This is a genomic window from Peribacillus psychrosaccharolyticus ATCC 23296, assembly GCF_000305495.1.
Taxonomy (GTDB): Bacteria; Bacillota; Bacilli; order Bacillales; family DSM-1321; genus Peribacillus; species Peribacillus psychrosaccharolyticus.
In genome coordinates this window covers 44,856-66,325 of sequence record NZ_AJTN02000211.1, presented here as the reverse complement: position 1 = coordinate 66,325, position 21,470 = coordinate 44,856, and the positions used below count along the sequence as shown (strand labels likewise).

The 21,470-nt window shown below is 37.3% G+C and carries 21 protein-coding genes and 2 pseudogenes; 19 read left to right on the top strand and 4 right to left on the bottom strand.

The window, feature by feature from the left end; genetic code table 11:
- Positions 1–257: 257 nt before the first annotated feature.
- Both zupT and WYK_RS15405 read left to right on the top strand, forming a co-directional pair.
- On the top strand, positions 258–1,061 hold the full coding sequence (zupT, locus tag WYK_RS15410; RefSeq protein WP_040375361.1) for a zinc transporter ZupT: 804 nt from the start codon (positions 258–260) through the stop codon (positions 1,059–1,061).
- Positions 1,062–1,261: 200 nt separating this feature from the next.
- On the top strand, positions 1,262–3,382 hold the full coding sequence (locus tag WYK_RS15405) for an ATP-dependent Clp protease ATP-binding subunit (RefSeq protein WP_040375360.1): 2,121 nt from the start codon (positions 1,262–1,264) through the stop codon (positions 3,380–3,382).
- Positions 3,383–3,434: 52 nt separating this feature from the next.
- On the opposite strand, the gene yppF is transcribed toward WYK_RS15405, so the two are convergent.
- Positions 3,435–3,647: a YppF family protein gene (yppF, locus tag WYK_RS15400; protein WP_051387553.1), complete on the bottom strand. Its 213-nt coding sequence runs from the start codon at positions 3,645–3,647 to the stop codon at positions 3,435–3,437.
- 188 nt (positions 3,648–3,835) lie between these two features.
- A complete protein-coding gene (locus WYK_RS15395) occupies positions 3,836–4,597 on the bottom strand; it encodes a class I SAM-dependent methyltransferase (RefSeq protein WP_040375359.1) in 762 nt (253 codons plus the stop codon).
- 218 nt (positions 4,598–4,815) lie between these two features.
- On the opposite strand from WYK_RS15395, the gene WYK_RS15390 reads away from it, so the two are divergent.
- The 11 genes and pseudogenes from WYK_RS15390 (at position 4,816) to WYK_RS15340 (ending at position 12,062) form a co-directional block, all read left to right on the top strand.
- Positions 4,816–5,082, top strand: coding sequence for a hypothetical protein (locus WYK_RS15390; protein ID WP_040375358.1), 267 nt, complete (start codon positions 4,816–4,818; stop codon positions 5,080–5,082).
- 263 nt (positions 5,083–5,345) lie between these two features.
- Complete coding sequence (locus WYK_RS15385) at positions 5,346–6,170, top strand: STAS domain-containing protein (protein WP_040375357.1); 825 nt, start codon at positions 5,346–5,348, stop codon at positions 6,168–6,170.
- Positions 6,171–6,291: 121 nt separating this feature from the next.
- The gene (locus WYK_RS15380; protein WP_040375356.1) at positions 6,292–7,233 is read left to right on the top strand and encodes a magnesium transporter CorA family protein; all 942 of its coding nucleotides are present in this window, start codon (positions 6,292–6,294) and stop codon (positions 7,231–7,233) included.
- Positions 7,234–7,380: 147 nt separating this feature from the next.
- Positions 7,381–7,872 carry a CarD family transcriptional regulator gene (locus WYK_RS15375; protein WP_040375355.1) on the top strand — a complete coding sequence of 164 codons (492 nt, stop codon included), beginning with the start codon at positions 7,381–7,383 and terminating at the stop codon, positions 7,870–7,872.
- Between the two features lie 504 nt (positions 7,873–8,376).
- On the top strand, positions 8,377–8,580 hold the full coding sequence (locus WYK_RS15370) for a DUF1657 domain-containing protein (RefSeq protein WP_040375354.1): 204 nt from the start codon (positions 8,377–8,379) through the stop codon (positions 8,578–8,580).
- Between the two features lie 74 nt (positions 8,581–8,654).
- The gene (locus tag WYK_RS15365) at positions 8,655–8,972 is read left to right on the top strand and encodes a hypothetical protein (protein WP_040375353.1); all 318 of its coding nucleotides are present in this window, start codon (positions 8,655–8,657) and stop codon (positions 8,970–8,972) included.
- 147 nt (positions 8,973–9,119) lie between these two features.
- The gene (gene spoVAC, locus WYK_RS15360) at positions 9,120–9,596 is read left to right on the top strand and encodes a stage V sporulation protein AC (RefSeq protein ID WP_040375352.1); all 477 of its coding nucleotides are present in this window, start codon (positions 9,120–9,122) and stop codon (positions 9,594–9,596) included.
- Positions 9,596–10,615 carry a stage V sporulation protein AD gene (gene spoVAD / locus WYK_RS15355; protein ID WP_040375351.1) on the top strand — a complete coding sequence of 340 codons (1,020 nt, stop codon included), beginning with the start codon at positions 9,596–9,598 and terminating at the stop codon, positions 10,613–10,615. The genes spoVAC and spoVAD overlap by 1 nt, the downstream gene beginning before the upstream one ends.
- Positions 10,612–10,963, top strand: a pseudogene (gene spoVAE / locus WYK_RS15350) (stage V sporulation protein AE). Before spoVAD ends, spoVAE begins: the two are co-directional and overlap by 4 nt.
- A gap of 11 nt (positions 10,964–10,974) precedes the next feature.
- Entirely contained in the window at positions 10,975–11,181 is a 207-nt protein-coding gene (locus WYK_RS15345) for a DUF1657 domain-containing protein (RefSeq protein WP_040375350.1), read from the top strand.
- Positions 11,182–11,201: 20 nt separating this feature from the next.
- Positions 11,202–12,062, top strand: coding sequence for a DUF421 domain-containing protein (locus WYK_RS15340; protein ID WP_040375349.1), 861 nt, complete (start codon positions 11,202–11,204; stop codon positions 12,060–12,062).
- 7 nt (positions 12,063–12,069) lie between these two features.
- On the opposite strand, the gene WYK_RS15335 is transcribed toward WYK_RS15340, so the two are convergent.
- A complete protein-coding gene (locus tag WYK_RS15335; protein WP_235782527.1) occupies positions 12,070–12,645 on the bottom strand; it encodes a YitT family protein in 576 nt (191 codons plus the stop codon).
- Between the two features lie 249 nt (positions 12,646–12,894).
- On the opposite strand from WYK_RS15335, the pseudogene WYK_RS15330 reads away from it, so the two are divergent.
- From WYK_RS15330 to WYK_RS23370, 6 genes and pseudogenes are all read left to right on the top strand, one after another.
- Positions 12,895–13,624: pseudogene (locus tag WYK_RS15330) on the top strand (AAA family ATPase).
- 16 nt (positions 13,625–13,640) lie between these two features.
- Positions 13,641–14,246 (top strand): Type 1 glutamine amidotransferase-like domain-containing protein, encoded by a 606-nt coding sequence (locus tag WYK_RS15325; RefSeq protein WP_040375348.1) that lies wholly within the window; start codon positions 13,641–13,643, stop codon positions 14,244–14,246.
- A gap of 448 nt (positions 14,247–14,694) precedes the next feature.
- Positions 14,695–14,880 carry a hypothetical protein gene (locus WYK_RS24570; RefSeq protein ID WP_152526480.1) on the top strand — a complete coding sequence of 62 codons (186 nt, stop codon included), beginning with the start codon at positions 14,695–14,697 and terminating at the stop codon, positions 14,878–14,880.
- Between the two features lie 167 nt (positions 14,881–15,047).
- Positions 15,048–16,229 carry an MFS transporter gene (locus WYK_RS15310; protein ID WP_040375345.1) on the top strand — a complete coding sequence of 394 codons (1,182 nt, stop codon included), beginning with the start codon at positions 15,048–15,050 and terminating at the stop codon, positions 16,227–16,229.
- Positions 16,230–16,251: 22 nt separating this feature from the next.
- Positions 16,252–16,794 carry a TetR/AcrR family transcriptional regulator gene (locus WYK_RS15305; RefSeq protein WP_040375344.1) on the top strand — a complete coding sequence of 181 codons (543 nt, stop codon included), beginning with the start codon at positions 16,252–16,254 and terminating at the stop codon, positions 16,792–16,794.
- A gap of 589 nt (positions 16,795–17,383) precedes the next feature.
- The gene (locus WYK_RS23370) at positions 17,384–20,458 is read left to right on the top strand and encodes a leucine-rich repeat protein (RefSeq protein WP_051387552.1); all 3,075 of its coding nucleotides are present in this window, start codon (positions 17,384–17,386) and stop codon (positions 20,456–20,458) included.
- A 76-nt stretch (positions 20,459–20,534) separates the two neighbouring features.
- On the opposite strand, the gene WYK_RS15295 is transcribed toward WYK_RS23370, so the two are convergent.
- Positions 20,535–21,455, bottom strand: coding sequence for a metal ABC transporter substrate-binding protein (locus WYK_RS15295; protein WP_040375343.1), 921 nt, complete (start codon positions 21,453–21,455; stop codon positions 20,535–20,537).
- Between the last annotated feature and the right edge of the window lie 15 nt (positions 21,456–21,470).

Below are 21,470 nucleotides of genomic sequence, written 5' to 3'. Positions count from 1 at the left end.
ATCTTTTTGAAAAATGAAACATATAAATGATGATAAGAATTTGGATTAGTTGAATTTAACAATACATAACACCATTAAATATCTACATGCATAGGCTGTAAAAGCAAAAAACCCAGCTGAAGAGGTTTCTAGAATGGAGAATAAGGGTGAAGGTCTCTAATCGTTGACGAAAGAGTTGCCTATAAGGTAAAATGTTTCATTGAGGAAACATTTTAGCGTACGTGAAATGAGTGAAAAGAAAAAGGGGAGAAATTAGGATGTCATCAGAAATATTAATGGCTTTTGGTCTAACCTTAATGGCAGGTCTTGCTACAGGTATCGGCAGCCTACTTGCCTTTTTTACAAAGACTACGAATACGAAATTTTTATCCATAGCACTTGGGTTCTCTGCAGGTGTCATGATCTACATTTCAATGATTGAAATTTTCGTTAAAGCCAAGGATGCACTGGTTGCAGCAATGGGTAATGTTGCTGGGAATTGGTTGACTGTTGCTGGGTTCTTTGGAGGGATGTTGGTCATTGCCTTGATTGATAAATTTATCCCAAAAGCAGGAAATCCACACGAAGTTAAGAAAATCGAAGATATGAATCAGCCAGCTTCAAAGGATGCTGCCCTGTTAAAAATGGGGACCTTTACGGCCTTAGCAATTGCCATTCATAATTTTCCAGAAGGAATTGCAACATTTACTTCTGCTATCCAAGATCCAGGACTAGGGTTTGCGATTGCAGTTGCTGTAGCTATTCATAATATACCTGAAGGAATCGCTGTTTCGGTTCCCATTTATTTTGCAACCGGTGACAAGAAAAAAGCATTTAAACTTTCCTTTTTATCTGGTTTAGCAGAACCAGTCGGGGCAATCGTAGCTTATTTGTTCTTAATGCCGTTTTTAAATGATGTTATGTTTGGTATTATCTTTGCAGGTGTCGCAGGAATCATGGTCTTTATTTCGCTTGATGAGTTATTACCAGCAGCAAAGAAATATGATGAAAGCCATCTCTCTATCTATGGTCTAATAGCAGGAATGGCTGTCATGGCTGTAAGTTTACTGCTGTTTATCTGACGTATAAATGAAACGAACCGAAAGCCTGAGGCTTTCGGTTCGTTTCATTTGCTTTAGAGAAGGGAATTAAGTATCATACCCAATTAATAGATAGTTAGTTTTAAAATGTAAGCATGATACTTGAAAGTCAAAGAAGGTCAGAGTATACTATAGTCAAAGATAGTCAAACATTACAATGAAATCAAGGAGGAGTACATTTTATGTATTGTGAAAAGTGTCAAGAAAATCAAGCGAATTTTCAAGTTCGAATGGCCGTTCAAGGGCACAGATATGAAGTGAACTTGTGCTCCGTTTGTTATAAAGAGGAACGTACTAAATTAGGGGCAGCCATGAATAGCTTTAACAATGGGCAATCACCATTTGAAGCATTTGGTGGGAACCCATTTAATCATAATGAACAAAAGCAAGAAAGCAAGCAACAAGAGAAAAGCGGAGGTCTGCTTGAACAATATGGCCGAAATCTTACAGACGCTGCGAAAGCCGGCTTAATCGATCCGGTAATTGGCCGTGATGAAGAGGTAACACGGGTCATTGAGATTCTGAATCGACGGAATAAAAATAACCCCGTGTTAATTGGTGAGCCTGGGGTCGGTAAGACAGCCATAGCAGAAGGATTAGCTTTAAAGATAGCAGAAGGCAAAGTTCCAATGAAACTGCGTACAAAAACGGTTTATATGCTTGATGTAGCTTCGCTTGTGTCAAATACAGGTATTCGCGGTCAATTTGAGGAACGAATGAAACAGCTGATTGCAGAACTACAGGAAAGAAAAAATGTAATCTTGTTTATCGATGAAATTCATCAAATTGTCGGTGCGGGTTCTGCTGAAGGATCGATGGATGCCGGTAATATTCTAAAACCTGCATTAGCTCGTGGTGAATTACAATTAATTGGTGCCACAACGCTTTCCGAATACCGTAAGATTGAAAAAGATGGAGCGCTCGAACGCCGCTTCCAGTCTATTCAAGTAGATGAGCCAACACCGGAAGAGGCTTTGACTATTTTAGAAGGATTGAAGCCGCATTATGAGGCGTATCATGCTGTGACCTATAGTGATGATGTGCTGAAGGCAGCCGTCGAATTATCACATCGCTACATTCAAGATCGACATTTACCAGATAAAGCGATTGATTTACTCGATGAGGCCGGTGCTAAGCTGAATCTGACGATTGAAACAGGTCAAGAGGAGGATGTTAAGGATCGTCTTACTGAGATTTATAAAGAAAAAGAACGGGCATTAAAAGAGGAAAACTATGAACAAGCAGCTGTTTTACGAGATGAAGAAGAAAAATTAGAAAACATCCTTAAGGATGGAACACAAGCAGCCACACCAACGGTGACGGTTGCAGATATTCAAAAAATTATTGAACAAAAAACAGGCATTCCTGTTGGAAAGCTCCAGGAAGATGAACAGATACGAATGGTTCATTTGCAGGAAGAATTAATGAAAAAGGTAATCGGTCAGGAAGAAGCTGTCAAGAAAGTGGCTAAGGCAGTTCGCAGAAGCCGGGCTGGCTTAAAATCTAAGAACCGCCCAATTGGTTCATTCTTATTCGTAGGTCCTACTGGTGTTGGGAAAACCGAGCTTTCTAAAACGTTAGCAGGGGAGCTTTTTGGAGACAAAAATGCTATGATTCGTCTTGATATGAGCGAATATATGGAAAAACATAGTGCTGCGAAACTTATTGGCTCGCCGCCTGGATATATCGGGCATGAAGAAGCAGGTCAGTTAACGGAGAAGGTACGCCGCAACCCATACAGTATTATCTTGCTGGATGAGATTGAAAAAGCACATCCTGATGTCATGCATATGTTCTTGCAAGTATTAGAGGATGGACGTTTAACAGACAGTCAGGGACGTACAGTCAATTTTAAAGATACGGTCATTATTATGACAAGTAATGCTGGGGCAACGGATAAACCGAAGGTCATGGGATTTGGTGCAAGCAGTGCAGTAGAGGAAGCTACGATTCTCCAATCGTTAGGAAGTTTCTTTAAACCTGAATTCTTAAACAGATTCGACAGCATTATCGAATTTAAAGCCTTAGATAAAAAGCATCTCGTGCAAATTGTCGATTTAATGTTACTCGAATTAGAAGAAACATTAAATTCTCAAGAATTAAAACTAGAAGTAACAAACGAAGCAAAAGAAAAAATCGCAGAATTAGGATATCATCCGGAATTTGGTGCGAGACCACTTCGCAGAATCATTCAAGAACAACTTGAAGATGGAATAGCCGATTTCATATTTGAACAACCTGACGTTAAACGGTTTACGACTATAGTTGAAGAAAATCAAGTCAATATAACAGCAGCAGAATAAAAAGAGCCTCCTGCCAAGCAAAATGCTTGGCAAGAGGCTTTTTTTTTGAGGATTATTTAATAAATTTTGCTTTTTTCGCTCCTCGTTTATCGAGTTCTGAATAGAGGTGTTTGTAGTTGGCTGCAGAAAGTTTGCCGGATATATATTGTTCTTGAATATAATCTAGTAATTCATCAGCATGCGTAGGTTTCCGGTTTTTATAGGAGATAAAATGTGAGATGAGTAATTCAATAATTGGGATTAACCTCCCTTTCGTTTTTTCCAAAAAATAACTCCTCTGGAACTATAACACGTAACTAAGAGATATCTAATTTTTTCATAATTCAAACTTCAGACATTTATTTACATTTTCTGCTCGAGCTTATCTATGTAACGAAAGAGAAAAGCTCTGAAGGAATCTTTGATCTACTGGAGAGTTAGTTACTCCTCAAAGTTTCCTTCAACCAAAACAATTTATGAGTTAGTTTTGTGCCGTTGATACGGAAGATCTATTTTACCTGCTCGAAAGACACGATAACCCAGTCGATCACCATAGGAAAGGGTAAGGTTTTGATGTGTAAGAATAATGTGTTCAAGCGAAGGATCGGTGGAAAAAGAGGGTGGTGCATAGCCTTCATTTACGTCCAACTCGATATTCATGAGTTCATTAAGGACGGTATTTGCCTTTAGTATCTGAATTTGTTTAAACCCGGAACGTTTGAATGCTTGGAGCCATTCTTTTTCAGTGAGAAGGTCTTTAATTTCGTAAAATTGAATCAACTCTGTTTTTGCTTCAAGTTCAAGTTGAGGTTCGGCAGTCATATCAATGGTAAGGAGAACACCATTTGGTTTTAGGACACGAGCGTATTCATTTAGAGCTTTAGGGATGTTAGTAAAGGCCGTTGAAGATTCTGCGACAATCAAATCAAAGAAATGGTCAGAGAAAGGGAGCTTCTCGAGCGATCCTTGGATAAGGTGAATGGGGAGGTGTTCTTGTTTGAATTTGGTTTTCGCTCTCTTAAGCATGTCTGGATGCTGGTCGAGGGCATAAACCTGACAGGAAAATGTTCTGGCGAGATATGCGGAAGTTTGACCAGTACCACAGCCTGCATCAAGTACTTTTGTATAAGGAGTAATTTTCTCATCAAGAAGTAATTGTTTAGTCAGTTGAAACCCGCCTGGATGTGCGCCGTCAATTCCATAAAAAGCTATTGCATCTTGGTAAGATTGTTTCATCTATGAGTCTCCTCTCATGCACGTCGTTACATTAGACTATGTATGCATCAACAAAATGTATCATGTATTATTTATTCGTATTACAAATGAAATATTAGAGCAGACCTTGGTCGTTCATGCTAAATGGACGGTCCTTTTTCCATTTTCTGTGTGTATGTCCATGCAGGGAAATCACTTTGTACATATGATAATCGAGAAGTGAATGGAGGTTAGGTTGAATGAATCATTATCACATGTTACGTCAAGGAATAGGCAGACCAGTCGAGATACGGACGAAACAGGGTACGGTGCATAGAGGCATCGTCGATCGAGTAGATAGAAATAGAGTGTATCTTCGGCCGATGAATGGTGGAAGAAGGAACTTTGGAGGTTATGGCTACGGTTATTATGGTCCTGGCTATGGCTATGGTTGGGGAGGAGCAGCAGCAGGATTTGCCTTAGGTGCAATTGCTACGCTTGCCTTCTTGCCGTTCTTTTTCTTCTAAGAGTAACAGACTTAATTTAATGACATGAATGATACACAACTGCCTCTAATGGAGATATCTTTTTTAAGGGTTATCGACTTTAGAGGTTCTTTTTTTGATACTCTAAATGTTCTCATATAGTCACTTTGTAGGTAAAATAGGATTAACTTCCTTATAAATCAGGGTATATATCAATATGAGTTGGAAAAATGATCTCTTTGAAAAGAATAAACGAATAAAAAAACTTGTTATTGTTTCTCGATACCTGTTTGTAGGAGGATTCCATGGAAACTAACCAATTAGAAGGACAATTTAAGGCAATAACTCATACTATACTCAAAAGAAAGTCAGAACTTGCTCTGCAGCGGGAAGCAGCAGATGAGCACGTTTATAGTAAAACGATTACGGATTCTTTAACCTCTTGGAGAGAAAATTTAATTGATATTTATGGACAATCCATTTCTAAGGACCATGAAGAAACGATAGATCGATTAAAGCAGTGGGGAGGAAAGCTGGTTGATTTACTAGTTGAACTAGAGCTCCCGCTGGATGTAGCGATACAGGAAGTTCGGTTCTATCGCGACACAATTGGTCATATTATCAAAAATGAAGCGCAAAAATACCAATTTAGTCTTGATGTGTTTTACGAGGTTATTTCCCTATTCGATGCCGTAGTCGATGAGGCTGTTTACTGGCTTAGTATTTCTTATACTAGGAGTTATACGGCTAAACTTATGTCGGCAGAGTATGCAATGAATGAACTTGCGATTCCGCTTGTTCGTGTCACTCAAAAAATAGGTGTGCTTCCGATTGTTGGTGATTTAGATACAAAACGAGCACAAGTCTTAATGGACCGAGCCCTTGAACAAGGGACTCAGCATAACTTAGATTCTATTATTATTGACCTTTCTGGGGTCCCTATTATTGATACCATGGTAGCGGATCAAATTTATAAAGTGATCTCAGCATTAAAACTTGTTGGAATTGAGACGACTCTGACAGGTATCAGACCGGAAATCGCTCAAACGATGGTTGGATTCGGAATTAAATTCAATTCGATCTTAACGTTTTCCAGTCTTCATCAAGCACTTGAATATTTACGTAAATAAATAATAGAAGGCGCGCTATATGTGGCGCGTCTCTTTTTGAATAGATGTATGATAAGCTGAAAGAAAAAAATAATAAGGAAATAAGCAAGAAGATTGAATAAAAGAGATACTGGGGGAACTTATGGGCGAACATTCGTTTAATCAGAATAGATGGCAGTGGCATGAGCTTGATTTAACCAATGAATATCGATTACAGCAGTTGATTAGCCAAACCAAAAAGTGTGAACAATGGGTGGAGCATACTCTTTCTAAAAAATCCATAAATCTTGGCTTACATATAGCGGAGGAAGGAAAGGAAGCAATCTGGGGTTCACTTGTTTATATACAAGATATCGAGGAGAAAGAGAAGCAACATACGTTTCATTTTTATCTAACAAATGAGTTTTTAATCACTGGATATTTAGATTTATCTCTCATGGATGATATTAGTCAAGATGATTTATTCAACATGTTAGATCACGTAGAATCACCAATTGATGGTTTAATGATTATCTTAAGTGAAATTATTTCGTCGTTCTTAATTCAGATAGGCCATTTTGAACAGAGAATAAATGATTTATTATGGGATGTAAAGGCTAAGAATGGCAAGGCGATTTTAGAGAAAATTGCAGATTGCCGACATGAATTGTTGGTTTGGAAAAATTTAGCAGTACCAGTGAGAGAAATCATCATTGCCCTCGAGGAAGCTTTTGGGGAAGAAATCAAAGAATCAATACAGTTTAAACGGACTGAGCTTCGTCTGCAACGGACTAAGACACTTTTGCACGAATACGAACAAGAAATAGAATCGATGGTCAATCTTGAAAATGTGGTAGCATCCCTCAGAGGAAATGAAATCATGAAAACATTAACAGTATTAACCACTCTGTTTACGCCGGTTATGGCGTGGGGTGCTTTATGGGGTATGAACTTTAAGCATATGCCAGAACTTAAATGGCAGTTTGGGTACTTGTTTTCTGTAATTTTAATTGTCATTAATACATTGGCCCTTTACGTGTACCTGAAAAAAAAGGGTTGGATGGGAGATATCTTACGTGCCAGAAAGAAGAATTCGTTTTTTTGAATAGTGAGTTTAATTTTTCTGAAAAAAGTAATGAAAAAATGTTAAAAAAATAAGATTAAATGATTGACTTGATATTTGGAAATATGATATTATAAAAAATTTAGTTAAAAATAGAGAATTGTGTTATGATTAACGTAGTTACTATATATGGGGGTGCGTTATTTGTTTCAAATTGGCGATCAGATTGTTTATCCGATGCACGGAGCAGGTATAATTGAATCAATTGAAGACAAAGAGATTCAAGGAAAGGTTCATCAGTATTATGTCCTGCAGCTGCCAAATAAGATGCAAGTTATGCTTCCTGTCGGAAAAATAAAAAATTTCAGCATACGAAAAGTGGTAGATACCCTTACCCTTGAAAATGTTCTTCACTTGTTTCATAACGGTGAAACGGACAGAACCCTGAATTTTAAAGAACGTTATAAGTCGAATATGGAAAAAATGAAAACAGGTAAAATTCAAGAAGGTGCAGAAGTCTTGCGTGATTTAATGCGTATGAATAAAGAAAAAACACTCAATTCAAGTGAAAAGTCGATGCTTGGGAACGCACGGAAATTCCTTTCAAGCGAGCTTGGGCTTATAAATGGAATAACGGAAGATCAAGCAATTGATTTATTGAACTATAGAATTGGCAAATAATCACAAAAGAGGTTCGGAATGATACATTCCGAACCTCTTTTGTGTTTTAACACGTTTCATCGAAGTTTTCCTGATTCTTTTGCATCTGCGTAAACACACGCTCAATGGTTTCTTTTGGTTTCTCATAAATCTTTTTGAGTTTAAGTTTAGAAAGACAGTTGATTGAAGCGACACCGGCCAGCCGCAGAAGGCGAAGCGCTGGAACGGAAATCAATAGTTAATTTTAAAAACTAAAAAAAGAAGACTAAAAACAAGCTCGACTTCTTCGAGTTTGTTCATAGTCTAAGGAATGACTCCATTATGGGGTCTTTTTTAATGTTCAGGAATAAAAAAAACCCGCTAAAAGTAGAGGGGAAACAAATAAGAGAACGACAGCCCACATTAGCATCTTATGACAGAATGAAAATAGATATGTTTCTTGATGTGGGAAAAATTAGAAAGAATAAATTTATATGTATTTTGTCATTCTATTAAGGCAATAGAACATTTATAGGAGGAAATTATATGACAGTGATTAATCAAGTGAAAACTACGATGGCTGGACTTAAGAGTGCGCAAGCGAGTTTCGAAACCTTCGCCTTAAGTACGGATAATCAGCAAGCCAAAACATTGTATCAAGAAGCTGCTCAGCAGACTCAAGCAGTAGTAGATAGTATTTCCCCACGCATTGATCAAATTGAACAGGAAGAACCTCAATATAAAGAGTAAGTCTATGTGAAAAGGCTGGTTCACAGCCAGCCTTTTTTTTGTTATCCGCCGCATAAAAAGTGAGGTGAGTGTTTATGAAAAGAATTAAAATTCTATTATCTCTTTTCGTTATGTTGGGCTTGGCAGGATGTACTGACCAAAAAGCGAAAGAACCAGACCAAAAACCTTCAGTTACAAAAGTTCATACAAAAACCCTAGTTTCACAATCTCCTTCTGTAACTGCTAGGGAAGAAATCAAGAAACGTAAAGATGTTTCGAACGTAAAAGCGGTCAATACAGATAAAGAGCTCTTAGTTGCTTTGGAGATTGAACAATTTGATCGATTGCATATTAAGAAAACGGTTAAAGAAGTAAAATCCAAACTAAAAAAACATTTCCAAATCATAAGATAGAGGTAACAGCTGATTCAAAAATATTTTTAGAACTCGACAAACTACAATCTAAAATAGAGAAAAATAAGCTTGATACAAAGAGTTTGAAAAAAGAACATAATGATCTGAAAAAATTAATGAAAGAAAAAGCTTAAAGGAGGTCCATGGATGTCCAGTAAAAATAAAAAATTAACTCCAGCTCAACAGGACTACCAAGAGGTACAAAAGCAAAGAGAAATAAAAAGACCTCTACTTACAAATTGTTTAAAGGCCTTTTTAACCGGTGGTTTGATTTGCTTAATCGGGCAAGTAATCCAGAATTTTTATATTCATAACTTTAACTTTACTGAACAAACAGCAGGAAACCCTACAGTTGGTACGTTAATTTTTATTTCTATGCTCCTAACTGGATTTGGTGTATACGATCGCATTGCACAATTCAGCGGGGCAGGCTCTGCGGTTCCGGTTACTGGGTTCGGTAATGCAGTCATTTCTGCTGCTATTGAGCATCGGACAGAAGGCTTTGTATTAGGCGTGGGCGGAAATATGTTTAAACTAGCGGGATCAGTCATTTTATTCGGTGTTTTTTCTGCATTTGTTGTCTCAATTATAAAAACGATTCTAATCATGTGGGGTGGTCTTTAATGCTAAGAGGACATCGTACATGGGTGTTTGATCAAAAGCCTGTCATTGTTTCAACTGGTACAGTGGGAGGACCATTTGAAGCTAACGGTGCTCTTGCGGAAGACTTTGATCTTCTTCACTCTGATTTGTGGCTGAGAGAGGATTCCTATGAAAAAGCTCATAAAGTCATGATTGAAGAAGCTGCACAAAAGGCAATGGAAAAGGGCGGCATTCAAAAAGAGGAAGTTCAATTCTTCTTAGCGGGAGACTTGATCAATCAAATTACACCGACTAGTTTTGCCTCACGTACAATTGGTGCACCGTATCTGGGTCTATTTGGCGCCTGTTCAACTTCCATGGAGGGGTTAGCGTTAGGTGCAGCAATTATCAATGCAAAAGGCGCCAAATATGTGTTAACAGGAGCAGCGAGTCATAATGCTGCTGTAGAAAAACAGTTTCGTTATCCCACTGAATACGGCGGGCAAAAACCTCCTACATCACAGTGGACAGTAACCGGTGCTGGAATGGCTTTGTTAAGTGATACAGGCGAGGGTCCACAAGTTACCTCGGCTACTATCGGTCGTGTGATTGACATGGGGTTATCCGATCCGTTTAATATGGGCGGCGCGATGGCACCAGCAGCAGTTGATACCATTACGGCACATTTAACAGAACGAAATATCGATCCTTCCTATTATGACCTAATTGTAACGGGAGACCTTGGGCAAATTGGCCATGAAGTATCCTTAGATTTATTTAAAAAACATGGAATTCCAATTGATGATAGTTTTTATAGTGACTGCGGATTATTGATTTATAAATCGGACCAACCAGTTCTTGCAGGAGCAAGCGGGGCAGGATGTTCGGCAACAGTCGTATATGGGCATTTACTAAACCGTATGAAAAAAGGGGAACTTAAACGAATTTTAGTAGTCGCCACTGGAGCTTTGTTATCTCCTCTATCTTTTCAACAAAAGGAAAGCATTCCATGTATCGCACATGCCGTTTCAATCGAATATGGAGGTGAACACTCACGATGATTTACTTTTGGGCTTTTGTTGTAGGCGGGTTAATTTGTGTGATTGGTCAAATAATGTTTGATGTTTTTAAACTTACACCAGCGCACACCTTAAGCACATTTGTAGTGATAGGGGCTATCTTAGATGGGTTTGGATTATACGAACCATTTATTGACTTTGCGGGAGCAGGTGCCACAGTGCCTATTACAAGCTTTGGTAATTCACTTGTTCATGGCGCCATGGAGGAAGCTGAAAAGCATGGTCTGGTCGGTATTTTTATCTGGAATGTTTGAAGTTACAAGTGCCGGTATATCGGCAGCAATAATATTCGGGATGATTGGAGCAATTCTTTTTAAACCTAAAGGTTAGGGGGCAATCAAATGACCATTGCATCAGATGTTAAACAATGTCTCGCGAGCCTTAAAGGGGCAGAAGCAAATTTATCGGCTATAGCCTTACGAACAGTAGAAGAAGAATCGAAAAGGACACTACATGAGGCGATGCTGCTTGTTCATGAAACCGTTGAGGACTTACAGAAGCGGGTTGGAATTTTAGAGCGGGAAGAATCACAATATAAAGGCTTTTAGTATAGGGAGGTAGTACTACGATGCCAGATTGGTTAAATGTAATGCTTCGTTCGTTATTTTTTTTGGTCGTATTATTTTTTATTACTAAATTATTAGGGAAAAAACAAATTTCTCAACTATCTTTCTTTGAATATATAACGGGAATTACAATCGGTAATATAGGAGCAGAATTAGCGACGAAAGTAGAACACAGTCTTTTTAACGGAGTTGTGTCAATAGCCACATTTTCGCTTGCTCCTTTTATTGCAGGTTTTATTTCGATGAAAAGCAGACCCTTTCGTAATTTTGTAGAAGGAAAAGGTACAGTCTTCATTCAGGATGGTAAGCTTCTAGAAGATAATTTGAAAAAAGAAAAATATACGATTGATGAATTATTAGAACTGCTGCGAAAAAAAGATGTATTTAATGTTAGTGATGTCGAGTATGCCGTTTTAGAAGCTACGGGCGATTTAAACGTCTTGTTGAAAAAAGAAAATCAGCCACTAACTGCAAAAGATTTGAACTTGAAATTAGCGCCGATAAAAGGATCGGAAACAGTCATAATGGATGGGGAAATTCTAGATGAATCCTTGTCAACTGTTGGAAGAAACAGATTGTGGTTAAAGACAGAACTGGTAAAGCAAGGAATTACAGTTGAAAATGTTTTCCTCGGACAGATTAATACATACGGTGAACTAACTGTCGATTTATATGATGACAAACTGAAGGTACCGTCACCGCAGGAAAGACCATTATTGTGGGCGACATTAAAAAAATGTCAAGCTGATTTGGAGTTATTTGCCCTAAGTACGGATTCTATAGAAGCAAAGGAGATGTATCAGGTAAATAGTTTGAAAATTCAACGGACGATTGATAAAATTGAACCTATATTAAAAAGTTGAATGTGATTTATATCTTAGCGGGTTTGATGAGATTAGTCATTAAGCCTGCGATAAGGATCATTAAACAAGAATAAAGAAAGCTCTTTATATTTAAAGTGATTGATCCTGCAGTGACAATGATTACATCAAGCAGAAATATAATAAGAGCTGTATTCATGGAATACATCTTTGATAAATAGGTTGCAAGCAAATCGGTACCACCAGTACTTGTACCGAATCGGAGCATAAGTCCGATACCCAAACCCATGCACATGCCTCCCAAAATTGAACTAAGTCCAATCGGAACTAAAAAAAGGGTTTGTAATGGCCGAAGCCAATCAATCATAGCTGAAGATATAAGTAAACCCAGAAAGCTGGAATATGAATAAGCCCGGTCTTCTGTCCAAGCAAAAATACAGAGAGGGATACTAAGAATGAACATACAAATCCCTGCAGATACTTCGAAATAATAATGTAGAATTAGTGCTAGTCCAATCATTCCTCCATCAAGAAGATGATACGGAACTAAAAATCCGTTAATTCCGCTGCCTACAAGAAAGCTTCCAATAATAATCGCGATTAGTTTTTGTACAATAAGGCTCACCCGCTTTAACCTTTATATAAACATGTAAAATTATAAGACTGATACTCCCCAAACACATACCCAAAACCAGACGATTAACAGAATAGCGAAAATATTATTCTCCAAAGTTTCTATGAACATTGTTTTCATATAAATCCCCCTTGTCTTATTAAAGGAATATATGATGTGTTTCTTTAAAACATGAAGGAATAGTAAAAAACTAGTAAACTAATTTTAGTAGTAGTTAAAAAAGATAAGAGGTGAGTGTTCTTGTTCTTAAAAAAGGTAACCCTTTTACGTGATTCGATCTCTAGCTTTCGCGAATACCCACTTTCCATTCCTTCTATTCACAGCATGGACCAAATTGAACTGAAGAAGAGTGTAACATTTTTTGTTGGAGAGAATGGTTCGGGCAAGTCTACTCTATTAGAGGGTATTGCCGAAGTCTAGCGGGTTCAATACAGCAAGCGGCGGCAAGGACCATACCTATGATGTGCATGCTTCTACTTCAGATTTGGCTGAGCATCTTCGTTTGTCCTGGCTCCCAAAGGTATCGAACGGTTTCTTTTTACGTGCTGAGTCTTTTTATCACTTCGCTACTTATCTTGAAGAAGTCGATACAACTGGATTTCGTAAGTATGGAGGGGAATCTCTACATAGACAATCACATGGAGAAGCCTTTTTATCGCTATTTCTTCACAGCTTTAAGGAGCAATCCATTTTTCTGCTTGACGAGCCAGAGGCTGCCCTTTCACCTTCAAGACAGTTAACGCTATTACGAATTCTGCATGACCTGACGAAAGACAGACAAGCTCAATTTATTATCGTCACTCATTCACCCATTTTACTAGGCTTTCCAGATGCTGATATAATCAGCTTCGACGAAGGGCAGATCACTTCTATTGACTATGAAAATACCGATCATTATCAAATTACAAAGTATTTTCTAAACCATCGGGAAAAGTTCCTGAATGATATTTTTAAAGAAGATGATGAGTAAAAAAGGAGAGGTCTCAATGACGCAAATCATGCTGACTTCAAATGGATTGTCCACAGACGATATAGCAGCCAACTTTCTAACGTTATTCGAAAATGACCCAGGACAAATGAAAGCATGCATTATGACCACTGCTTCCTTACAAAAGGAACAAAATTTCTATGCAAGAAAAGCTCAAGAAGATTTAGTGAATTTAGGATTTGCAACCGTTGACTTTGTTGATATCGAATTTGATGATGCGACTCAATTAACAAATTATCATTGTATATATATCAATGGGGGCAATCCTTTTTATTTGCTTCATCATTTAAAACATAGCGGGGCTGACCAAGTGATTCGTGACCTGAATGATAAACAAGTCCTTATCGGCGTTAGTGCAGGTGCGATGATTCTCGGGACCAATATTGAGATTGCTGAGTTTTTTACACCAGAAATGAATGCGCTTAAACTCCAAGACCTTTCTGGATTAAAGCTAGTTAATCTCTGTCTGTTTCCCCATAGTAACCGTGAGGACTTATTTAAGGATCCCGATGGGCGAACGATTGCCCAAAGAATTGACGTATTTGAAAAATGCTATGCTTGCGAAATAACTGGATTAGCAGACGATCAATTTCTCATTATTTAAATCTCCCAGCCAACTGTTTTTTAAAGGTGGCAAAAACATAGATTTTTTATGTATGTTAAACGAAAAAGGGAGAGAGGGTACGAGATGTCGATTATCGTATTAATGGTTTTCTTTGGTTCATTATTTTTTGGAATTAAAATGTGGAAAAAAAGTCGCTGGATCTCTTTTTTATGTTTCGGTCCTATCATTATAATTATCGCCTTTATTAGTTATTTTTCTTATCATTTTATTTATAAAACCACACCAGATTCCTTACAGGTTCATGTGGAAAAGGAGAACAATAATTTTGTCTTGAATGGGGTTTGGTTTAGATAAATTTAGATATCCATTAGACTTTATAGTGTTTTATGTTCCTAATAATGAAGAAGTGTTGAATGTAAAAAGGTATCGGATAAAAGAGAGGAAAACCGAAGAAGGGGAATATTTACTAGAGGAGGTTCAAGCATACTTGGAACTAGAACATCGCTCTGAATGGAAACCACAAATTTTTGCTACGAATACCGCGAAGGAATTCCACTATGCTTTTTCTTTACCCAAAAATGTGAATCCTAATGAAGTGAATGTCTTATATGTACATATACGAGCAGAGCCGATGGACCAATGGGAGTATTGGTATAAAAAAATCAACTTATAATCATGATAATCAGGGGATGAAAAACGATTGTAGGTGATAAATTGTTCTGTTTTTTAGAACTGTACAGTTGTTGGTTGCTAAAAAACCGTCTGGACGGTACACTAAAAAGACTATTTGTTTCCCTGGGGAACATTCAGATACGATAACTAGAATAGGGGAAAGTCAGAATGAAGAATCATAAGGTTTCACTCGTTTTATTATTATGCAATTTATTTATTGCTTTCCTTGGAATTGGTTTGGTTATTCCTGTTATGCCCTCCTTTATCAAGGAATTAGGCTTAAATGGAGAGATCATGGGCTATCTTGTTGCAGCCTTTGCGTTAGCTCAATTAATTGCTTCACCATTTACCGGTGTTTGGGTCGATAAAGTTGGACGTAAGACCATGATTGTTTTTGGCTTATTTCTATTTTCTTTATCTGAGCTGATATTTGCTGTTGGCAGTCATATTAGTCTCTTATTTTTATCACGAATATTAGGAGGAATCAGCGCCGCATTTATTATGCCTGCTGTTACTGCTTTTGTTGCGGATATCACAACGCTGAAGGAACGTCCGAAAGTACTGGGCTACGTGTCTGCAAGTATTAGTGCCGGATTTATCATTGGTCCGGGAATCGGTGGCTTTATAGCAGAAATCGGTGTTCGTGCTCCATTCTATTTTGCCTCCGTTATTGCACTCGCTGCCGCTTTATTTTCAATGATTATTCTTAAAGAACCATTATCTAAAGAAGAATTAGCGGCTGGCAGCCAGTCAAGTGGAAAGGTCAATATTTGGTCCGAATTGAAAAAATCATTCCAGCCCAAGTACTTGGTTCCTTTACTGATTGTTTTTGTCTTAGCATTCGGATTAGCAGCCTATGAAACAATGTTTAGCTTATTTGTTGATAAAAAGTTTGGTTTTACGCCGAAAGATATCTCCGTCATTATAACGGTTGGAGCAGTCTTTGGTGTCATTGCTCAGGTTGTATTCTTCGGAAAACTGGTGGAATGGCTGGGTGAGAAAAAATTAATTCAGGTTTCCTTAATTATGGCATCTGTCTTTATGTTCGTATCGGTATTTGTAAGCAGTTATGCAATGATTATGGCGGTCACTTTTATTGTCTTCTTGGGATGTGATATCCTGCGTCCTGCAATTACTTCTTTACTGTCAAGAATTGCAGGCAATGAACAAGGCTTTGTTGCTGGAATGAATTCAACGTATACAAGCCTTGGCAATATTGTTGGACCAGCATTAGCTGGAATTTTCTTTGATATTAATTTAAATCTTCCTTATATTTTTGCAGGTGCCATTCTGATGGTCGGATTTGTGATGACTGTCATGTGGAAGTCTGGAGAAATAGCAAAAGGGTAACTGTGCAGGGAGCGGTCACGAAATGAATGAACGAACAAAGCCAGAAAAAATCTTAGATGCTGCGGCTGCCATTGTCCGCAGGGACGGTGTTGCGAAATTGACGTTAGAAGCAGCAGCAAAAGAAGCAGGAATAAGTAAAGGGGGGCTGCTGTACCACTTTCCTAATAAAGAATCCTTAATAGATGGAATGGTTACAAGATGTTCCAATACATTTGTTGAGGATGTCGAGGGGCGGGCGACGTTAGATCCTATTCAAACTGGGAAGTACAGTAGAGCCTTTCTGGAAGCCACCTTTAAGGAACTAGAAGAAGGCCTGGAAATTAGCTCAGGGATGCATGCGTCCTTGTTTACCAATCCTGAAATGCTCGAATATTTACAAGAACATTACCGTACATGGAAAGAAAAAATGGAAAATGAAGGTCTTGATCCGGTTACAGCAAACATTATCAGACTGGCAGCGGATGGCCTCTGGTATGCTGATTTATTCGGGATGGCACCATTAGAGAAAGAGCTGAGAGATAAGGTGTTTTCACAGCTTTCAGCTTGGACGAAGGAATTAGAATAGGACAAACTAAGCAAACTCTTTTGAAAAATATATTTAAATATTTAACTTTTATCTTAGGTTTTTATAGAATGCTGTCTTTTTTCAACACTGTTCCAATCCGGTCGAGCTACTGTATTCAGCTATTACACTTTATCACTTTTACAGTAGACACTTTGACATACTTATTATCACTTTACAAATTTTTAAATAAAGAAAAGGTCAAAGAATAATACTATTATTTGACCTTTTCTTTATTTATTAGTTTATAAGTCAGTGAATACAAAAGGAAGTAAGTGGTTATAGAAAAAGTTTTACAAGAATACATAAAGGCCTGTATTGAATATGAGTAGTTACACAAGAAGGTAATTATAAAAAAACGAATAATGCCTATGACAACTTTATTAGTTCATACAATAAGCATATTTCCATTTGAATAGATTTTGCTTTTCCATACTAGAGCAATCAGATGAGTATATCCAAGCTTAGAAGATTACTTGCAGATAGTTTGGAATTTTTGCAATTGGAACTAGTAATGTGTATCCCTATTTTGTATAGTAGTATAGTTCGTTTTAAACGATTTAGTATTGATTTCAAAAAAGGAGAGGATTCAATGAAACTTATATTTAATATAATAGTATTATCTACATTGTTATTGAGTTTTATACCGCTTTCAATGATTCAGGCATCTACGGAAACACTACAAGAAGGTGATTTCAAATATAATGTTTTAAATGGAACAGTTGAAATTGTAGATTACGTTGGAGAAGCTAAGAACGTGGAGATTCCAAGTAAACTGAATGAAAGGCCAGTAACAAGTATTGGAAGTCATGCTTTAAGTAATAATCAATTAACAAGTGTACTTATCCCGGAAAGTGTGACAAATATAGGAGATAGTGCATTTAGTTCTAATCGATTAACAAGTGTAACCATTCCAAATAGTGTGAACAAGATAGGGATTGAAGCATTTCGTGGTAATCAATTAACAAGTGTAACCATCCCAGAAAGTGTGACAAGTCTTGGAAATTATGCTTTAAGTAGTAATCAGTTAACAAGTGTAGTCATCCCGGAAAGTGTGACAAGTATAGGAGATAGTGCATTTAGTGCTAATCGATTAACAAGTGTAATCATCCCAGATAATGTAACAAGTATAGGGGATAGTGCGTTTCTCTGGAATCAATTAACAAGTGTAATCATCCCGGAAAGTGTGACAAGTATAGGAGATAGTGCATTTAGTGCTAATCGATTAACAAGTGTAACCATCCCGGATAATGTAACAAGTATAGGAAATAATGCATTTAGTGATAATCAACTAACAGGTATAACCATCCCGAAAAGTTTAACTAGTTTAGGGTCATCTGTATTTAGCGATAATCAACTAACAAGTGTAATGATTCCTAAAAGTATAACTAGTTTGGGATCATCTGCATTCAGTGATAATCAACTAACAAGTGTAACCATCCCAAATAGTATTACAAGTATAGAGGATGAAGTATTTAGTGGGAATCAATTAACAAGTGTAACCATTCCGAAGAGTGTAACAAGTATAGGAAATCGTGCATTTCGTTCTAATAAATTAGTAAGTGTAACCATTCCAAATAGAGTGAACAAGATAGGGAATGAAGCATTTCGTGGGAATCAATTAACGGGTGTGAATATTCCGGATAGCGTGACGAGTATAGGTGAAGGTGCATTTCGTTCTAATAAATTAGCAAGTGTAACCATTCCAGAAAGTGTAACTAAGATAAGGGATTATGCATTTTTTTCTAATCAATTAACAAGTATAACCATTCCGAAAAATGTAACAAGTATTGAGGAATATGCATTTGCTTTGAACCAATTAACAAATGTTAATCTCCCGAAAAGCGTAACGAGTATCGGGGATCATTCATTTCATTGGAATCAACTAACAAGTATAACCATTCCAAAAAGTGTAACGAAAATCGGAAACCATGCATTTCATAGGAATCAACTAACAAGTGCAACCATTCCGAACAGTGTGACAAGTATAGAGTCTTATGCATTTAGTGATAATGACCTAACAAGTGTAACCATTCCAGACAGTTTGACAAGTATTGAATCTAATACATTTAGTGAAAATCAATTAACGAGAGTAACCATACCAGAAAAAGTAACTAGGATAGGGGCATTTGCATTTGAGGATAATCACCTAACAAGTGTAGTCATTCCAAGCAGTGTGACTAGTATAGGGACTTCTGCATTTAATAATAATCAACTGAAAAGAGTAACCATACCGGAAAAAGTAACTAGGATAGAATCATCTGCATTTAAGAATAATCAACTAACAAGTGTAACGATTCCACATGGTGTTACTAAAATTGAAAATGATACTTTTAGTAAAAATAAATTGAAGAGTGTAACCATCCCAAATAGTGTGATAAGTATAGGTGGATTTGCATTTTTTTCAAATCAATTACCAAATGTAATCATCCCAGAAGGCGTGACAAGTATAGGGTATGGGGCATTTAAGGATAACCAATTAAAATGGGTAACCATCCCGAAAAGTCTAACGAGTTTGGGGGAAGATCCTTTTGGAAGGACCGAGAAAAACCACTTATTTGTCTGGTATTTAGACAAAAATTACACAACAGTTTGGGATCAATCTAAAACAGGTGTAACGATTTATGCTAAATGGTTGTCTCCACCTGTAATTGAAGGGGCAGGACATGTAACTATTAAACTTGGAGATGGCTTTGATGTTACAAAAGGCGTGAGTGCAACAGATTTAGCAGATGGAGATTTGACATCAAGTATAGAAATTTCTGGAAGTGTGGACCCAATGAAGGTGGGCAGCTACAACTTAACATACAAGGTGACGGATAGCGATGGATATACAACAGAGGTAAAAAGAGAAGTGAGCGTAAGAAGTAATGATAAGCCTATGATTAAAGGGACCAAAGCTGCAACAATCAAAGTAGGAGATAGCTTTGATGTTACAAAAGGCGTGAGTGCAACAGATACAGAAGATGGAGAACTGACAGCAAGTATAGAAGTTGCAGGAAGTGTGAACTCGACGAAGGTGGGCAGCTACACCTTAACGTACAAGGTAATGGACTGGGATGGAAATACTGTAAATATTGAAAGACATGTAACGGTAAACCCTGCTCAAGTAAAAAGTTTAAAAGTATCTAGCAGAGGGACAAACTCTTTAAATCTGATATGGTATAAACAAAATGAAGTCACAGGCTATAAAATCTATCAGTATGATAGTAAGGGTAAACTGTTAAAGACAATTACAAGTAACGCGAACAGTTATACAATTAGCAAACTAAGTGCCGGAACAACGTATCAGTATAAAGTTCGTTCATATAAAACCATAGGGAAAACAAATTTTTATGGATCCTACAGCAGTGTTCTCACTTCTACAACAAATCCGGCTACTGTTACATTATCGAGTGTTAAAAAGAGTAGCTCAACAAGTATGAAAGTGAATTGGAAGACGATTTCTACTTCTACAGGGTACCAAATTCAGTATTCTACTAGCAGTAAGTTTACTAGTAGTGCAACAAAGAAGGTGACAATCACAAACAAAAATACCGTATCTAAAACAATAAATTCTTTAAAAAAAGGTAAAAAATATTATGTTCGATTAAAATCGTACAAAACATTGTCAGGTACAAAATATTATGGCTCTTGGAGTTCTGTAAAAAGTATAACTATAAAATAACTATAAAAAAGGATTATAGAAAGATATTGACAGCCTTTTGGAAGCCTGCAGACGTTAACCTGCAGGCTTTTTGTGTTTACTTGATATTTTTTAAAAGGGTATCAATATTCCACTTCATCATTTTAAAATAGGTATCACCCTCTTCACCAGGCTTACCAATTGAATCTGTATAGAGCTTGCCGCCGATGGGGACGCCGGTTTCTTTTGAAACGGCTTCCATGCTACGAGGATCCAAACTTGTTTCAACAAATAGAACAGGCAGCTGTTTTTTATTAATTAAATCGACAACTTGGGTCACCTGTTCAGGAGTTCCTTGGTTTTCCGAATTTATTTCCCAAATGTAACCTGCTTCAAAATCATAGGCCTTGCTAAAGTATTTAAATGCACCTTCACTTGTAATGAGAAAACGTTTTTCTTTAGGAATCTTGTTAAATTCATCAATGGCTTCATTATGAAGATTTTCTAATTTCTGAATATACGTATCTGCATTTTGTTGATATTGTTTCTTGTGTTCGGGATCCACTTTAATTAAACCATCACGAGCATTTTCGGCGTATTTAATGCCATTTCTGATATCAAGCCAAGCATGAGGATCTTCTTCTTTTTCTTTCCCTTTTGTGGTTAGGTGCATCGGGCTGACCCCCTCGCTCATTTTAAATACGGGTCCATCCTTTCCCGACTTGCCAGCGGTTTCAATCAACTTTTCAAACCAAGAATTCCCCGCCTCTAAGTTCAACCCATTATAAAAGACTATATCAGCATCAGTCGTTTTTTGAATGTCCTTTGGCAGAGGGTCATATTCATGCGGATTCGATCCTACTGGTGCTAAGCTGTGGATGTCAACCAAGTCTCCTCCAACTTCTTTGACGATGTCATAGAGAATGGAATAGGTAGTAACCACTTGAAGCTTATCATGTTCAGAATCCTTTTTACTGCAAGCGAATAAGACAAAGGAGAATAGTAGACAGACGGCTAGTAATTTCATAGTTCTTTTCATTAGTTATACCTCCCT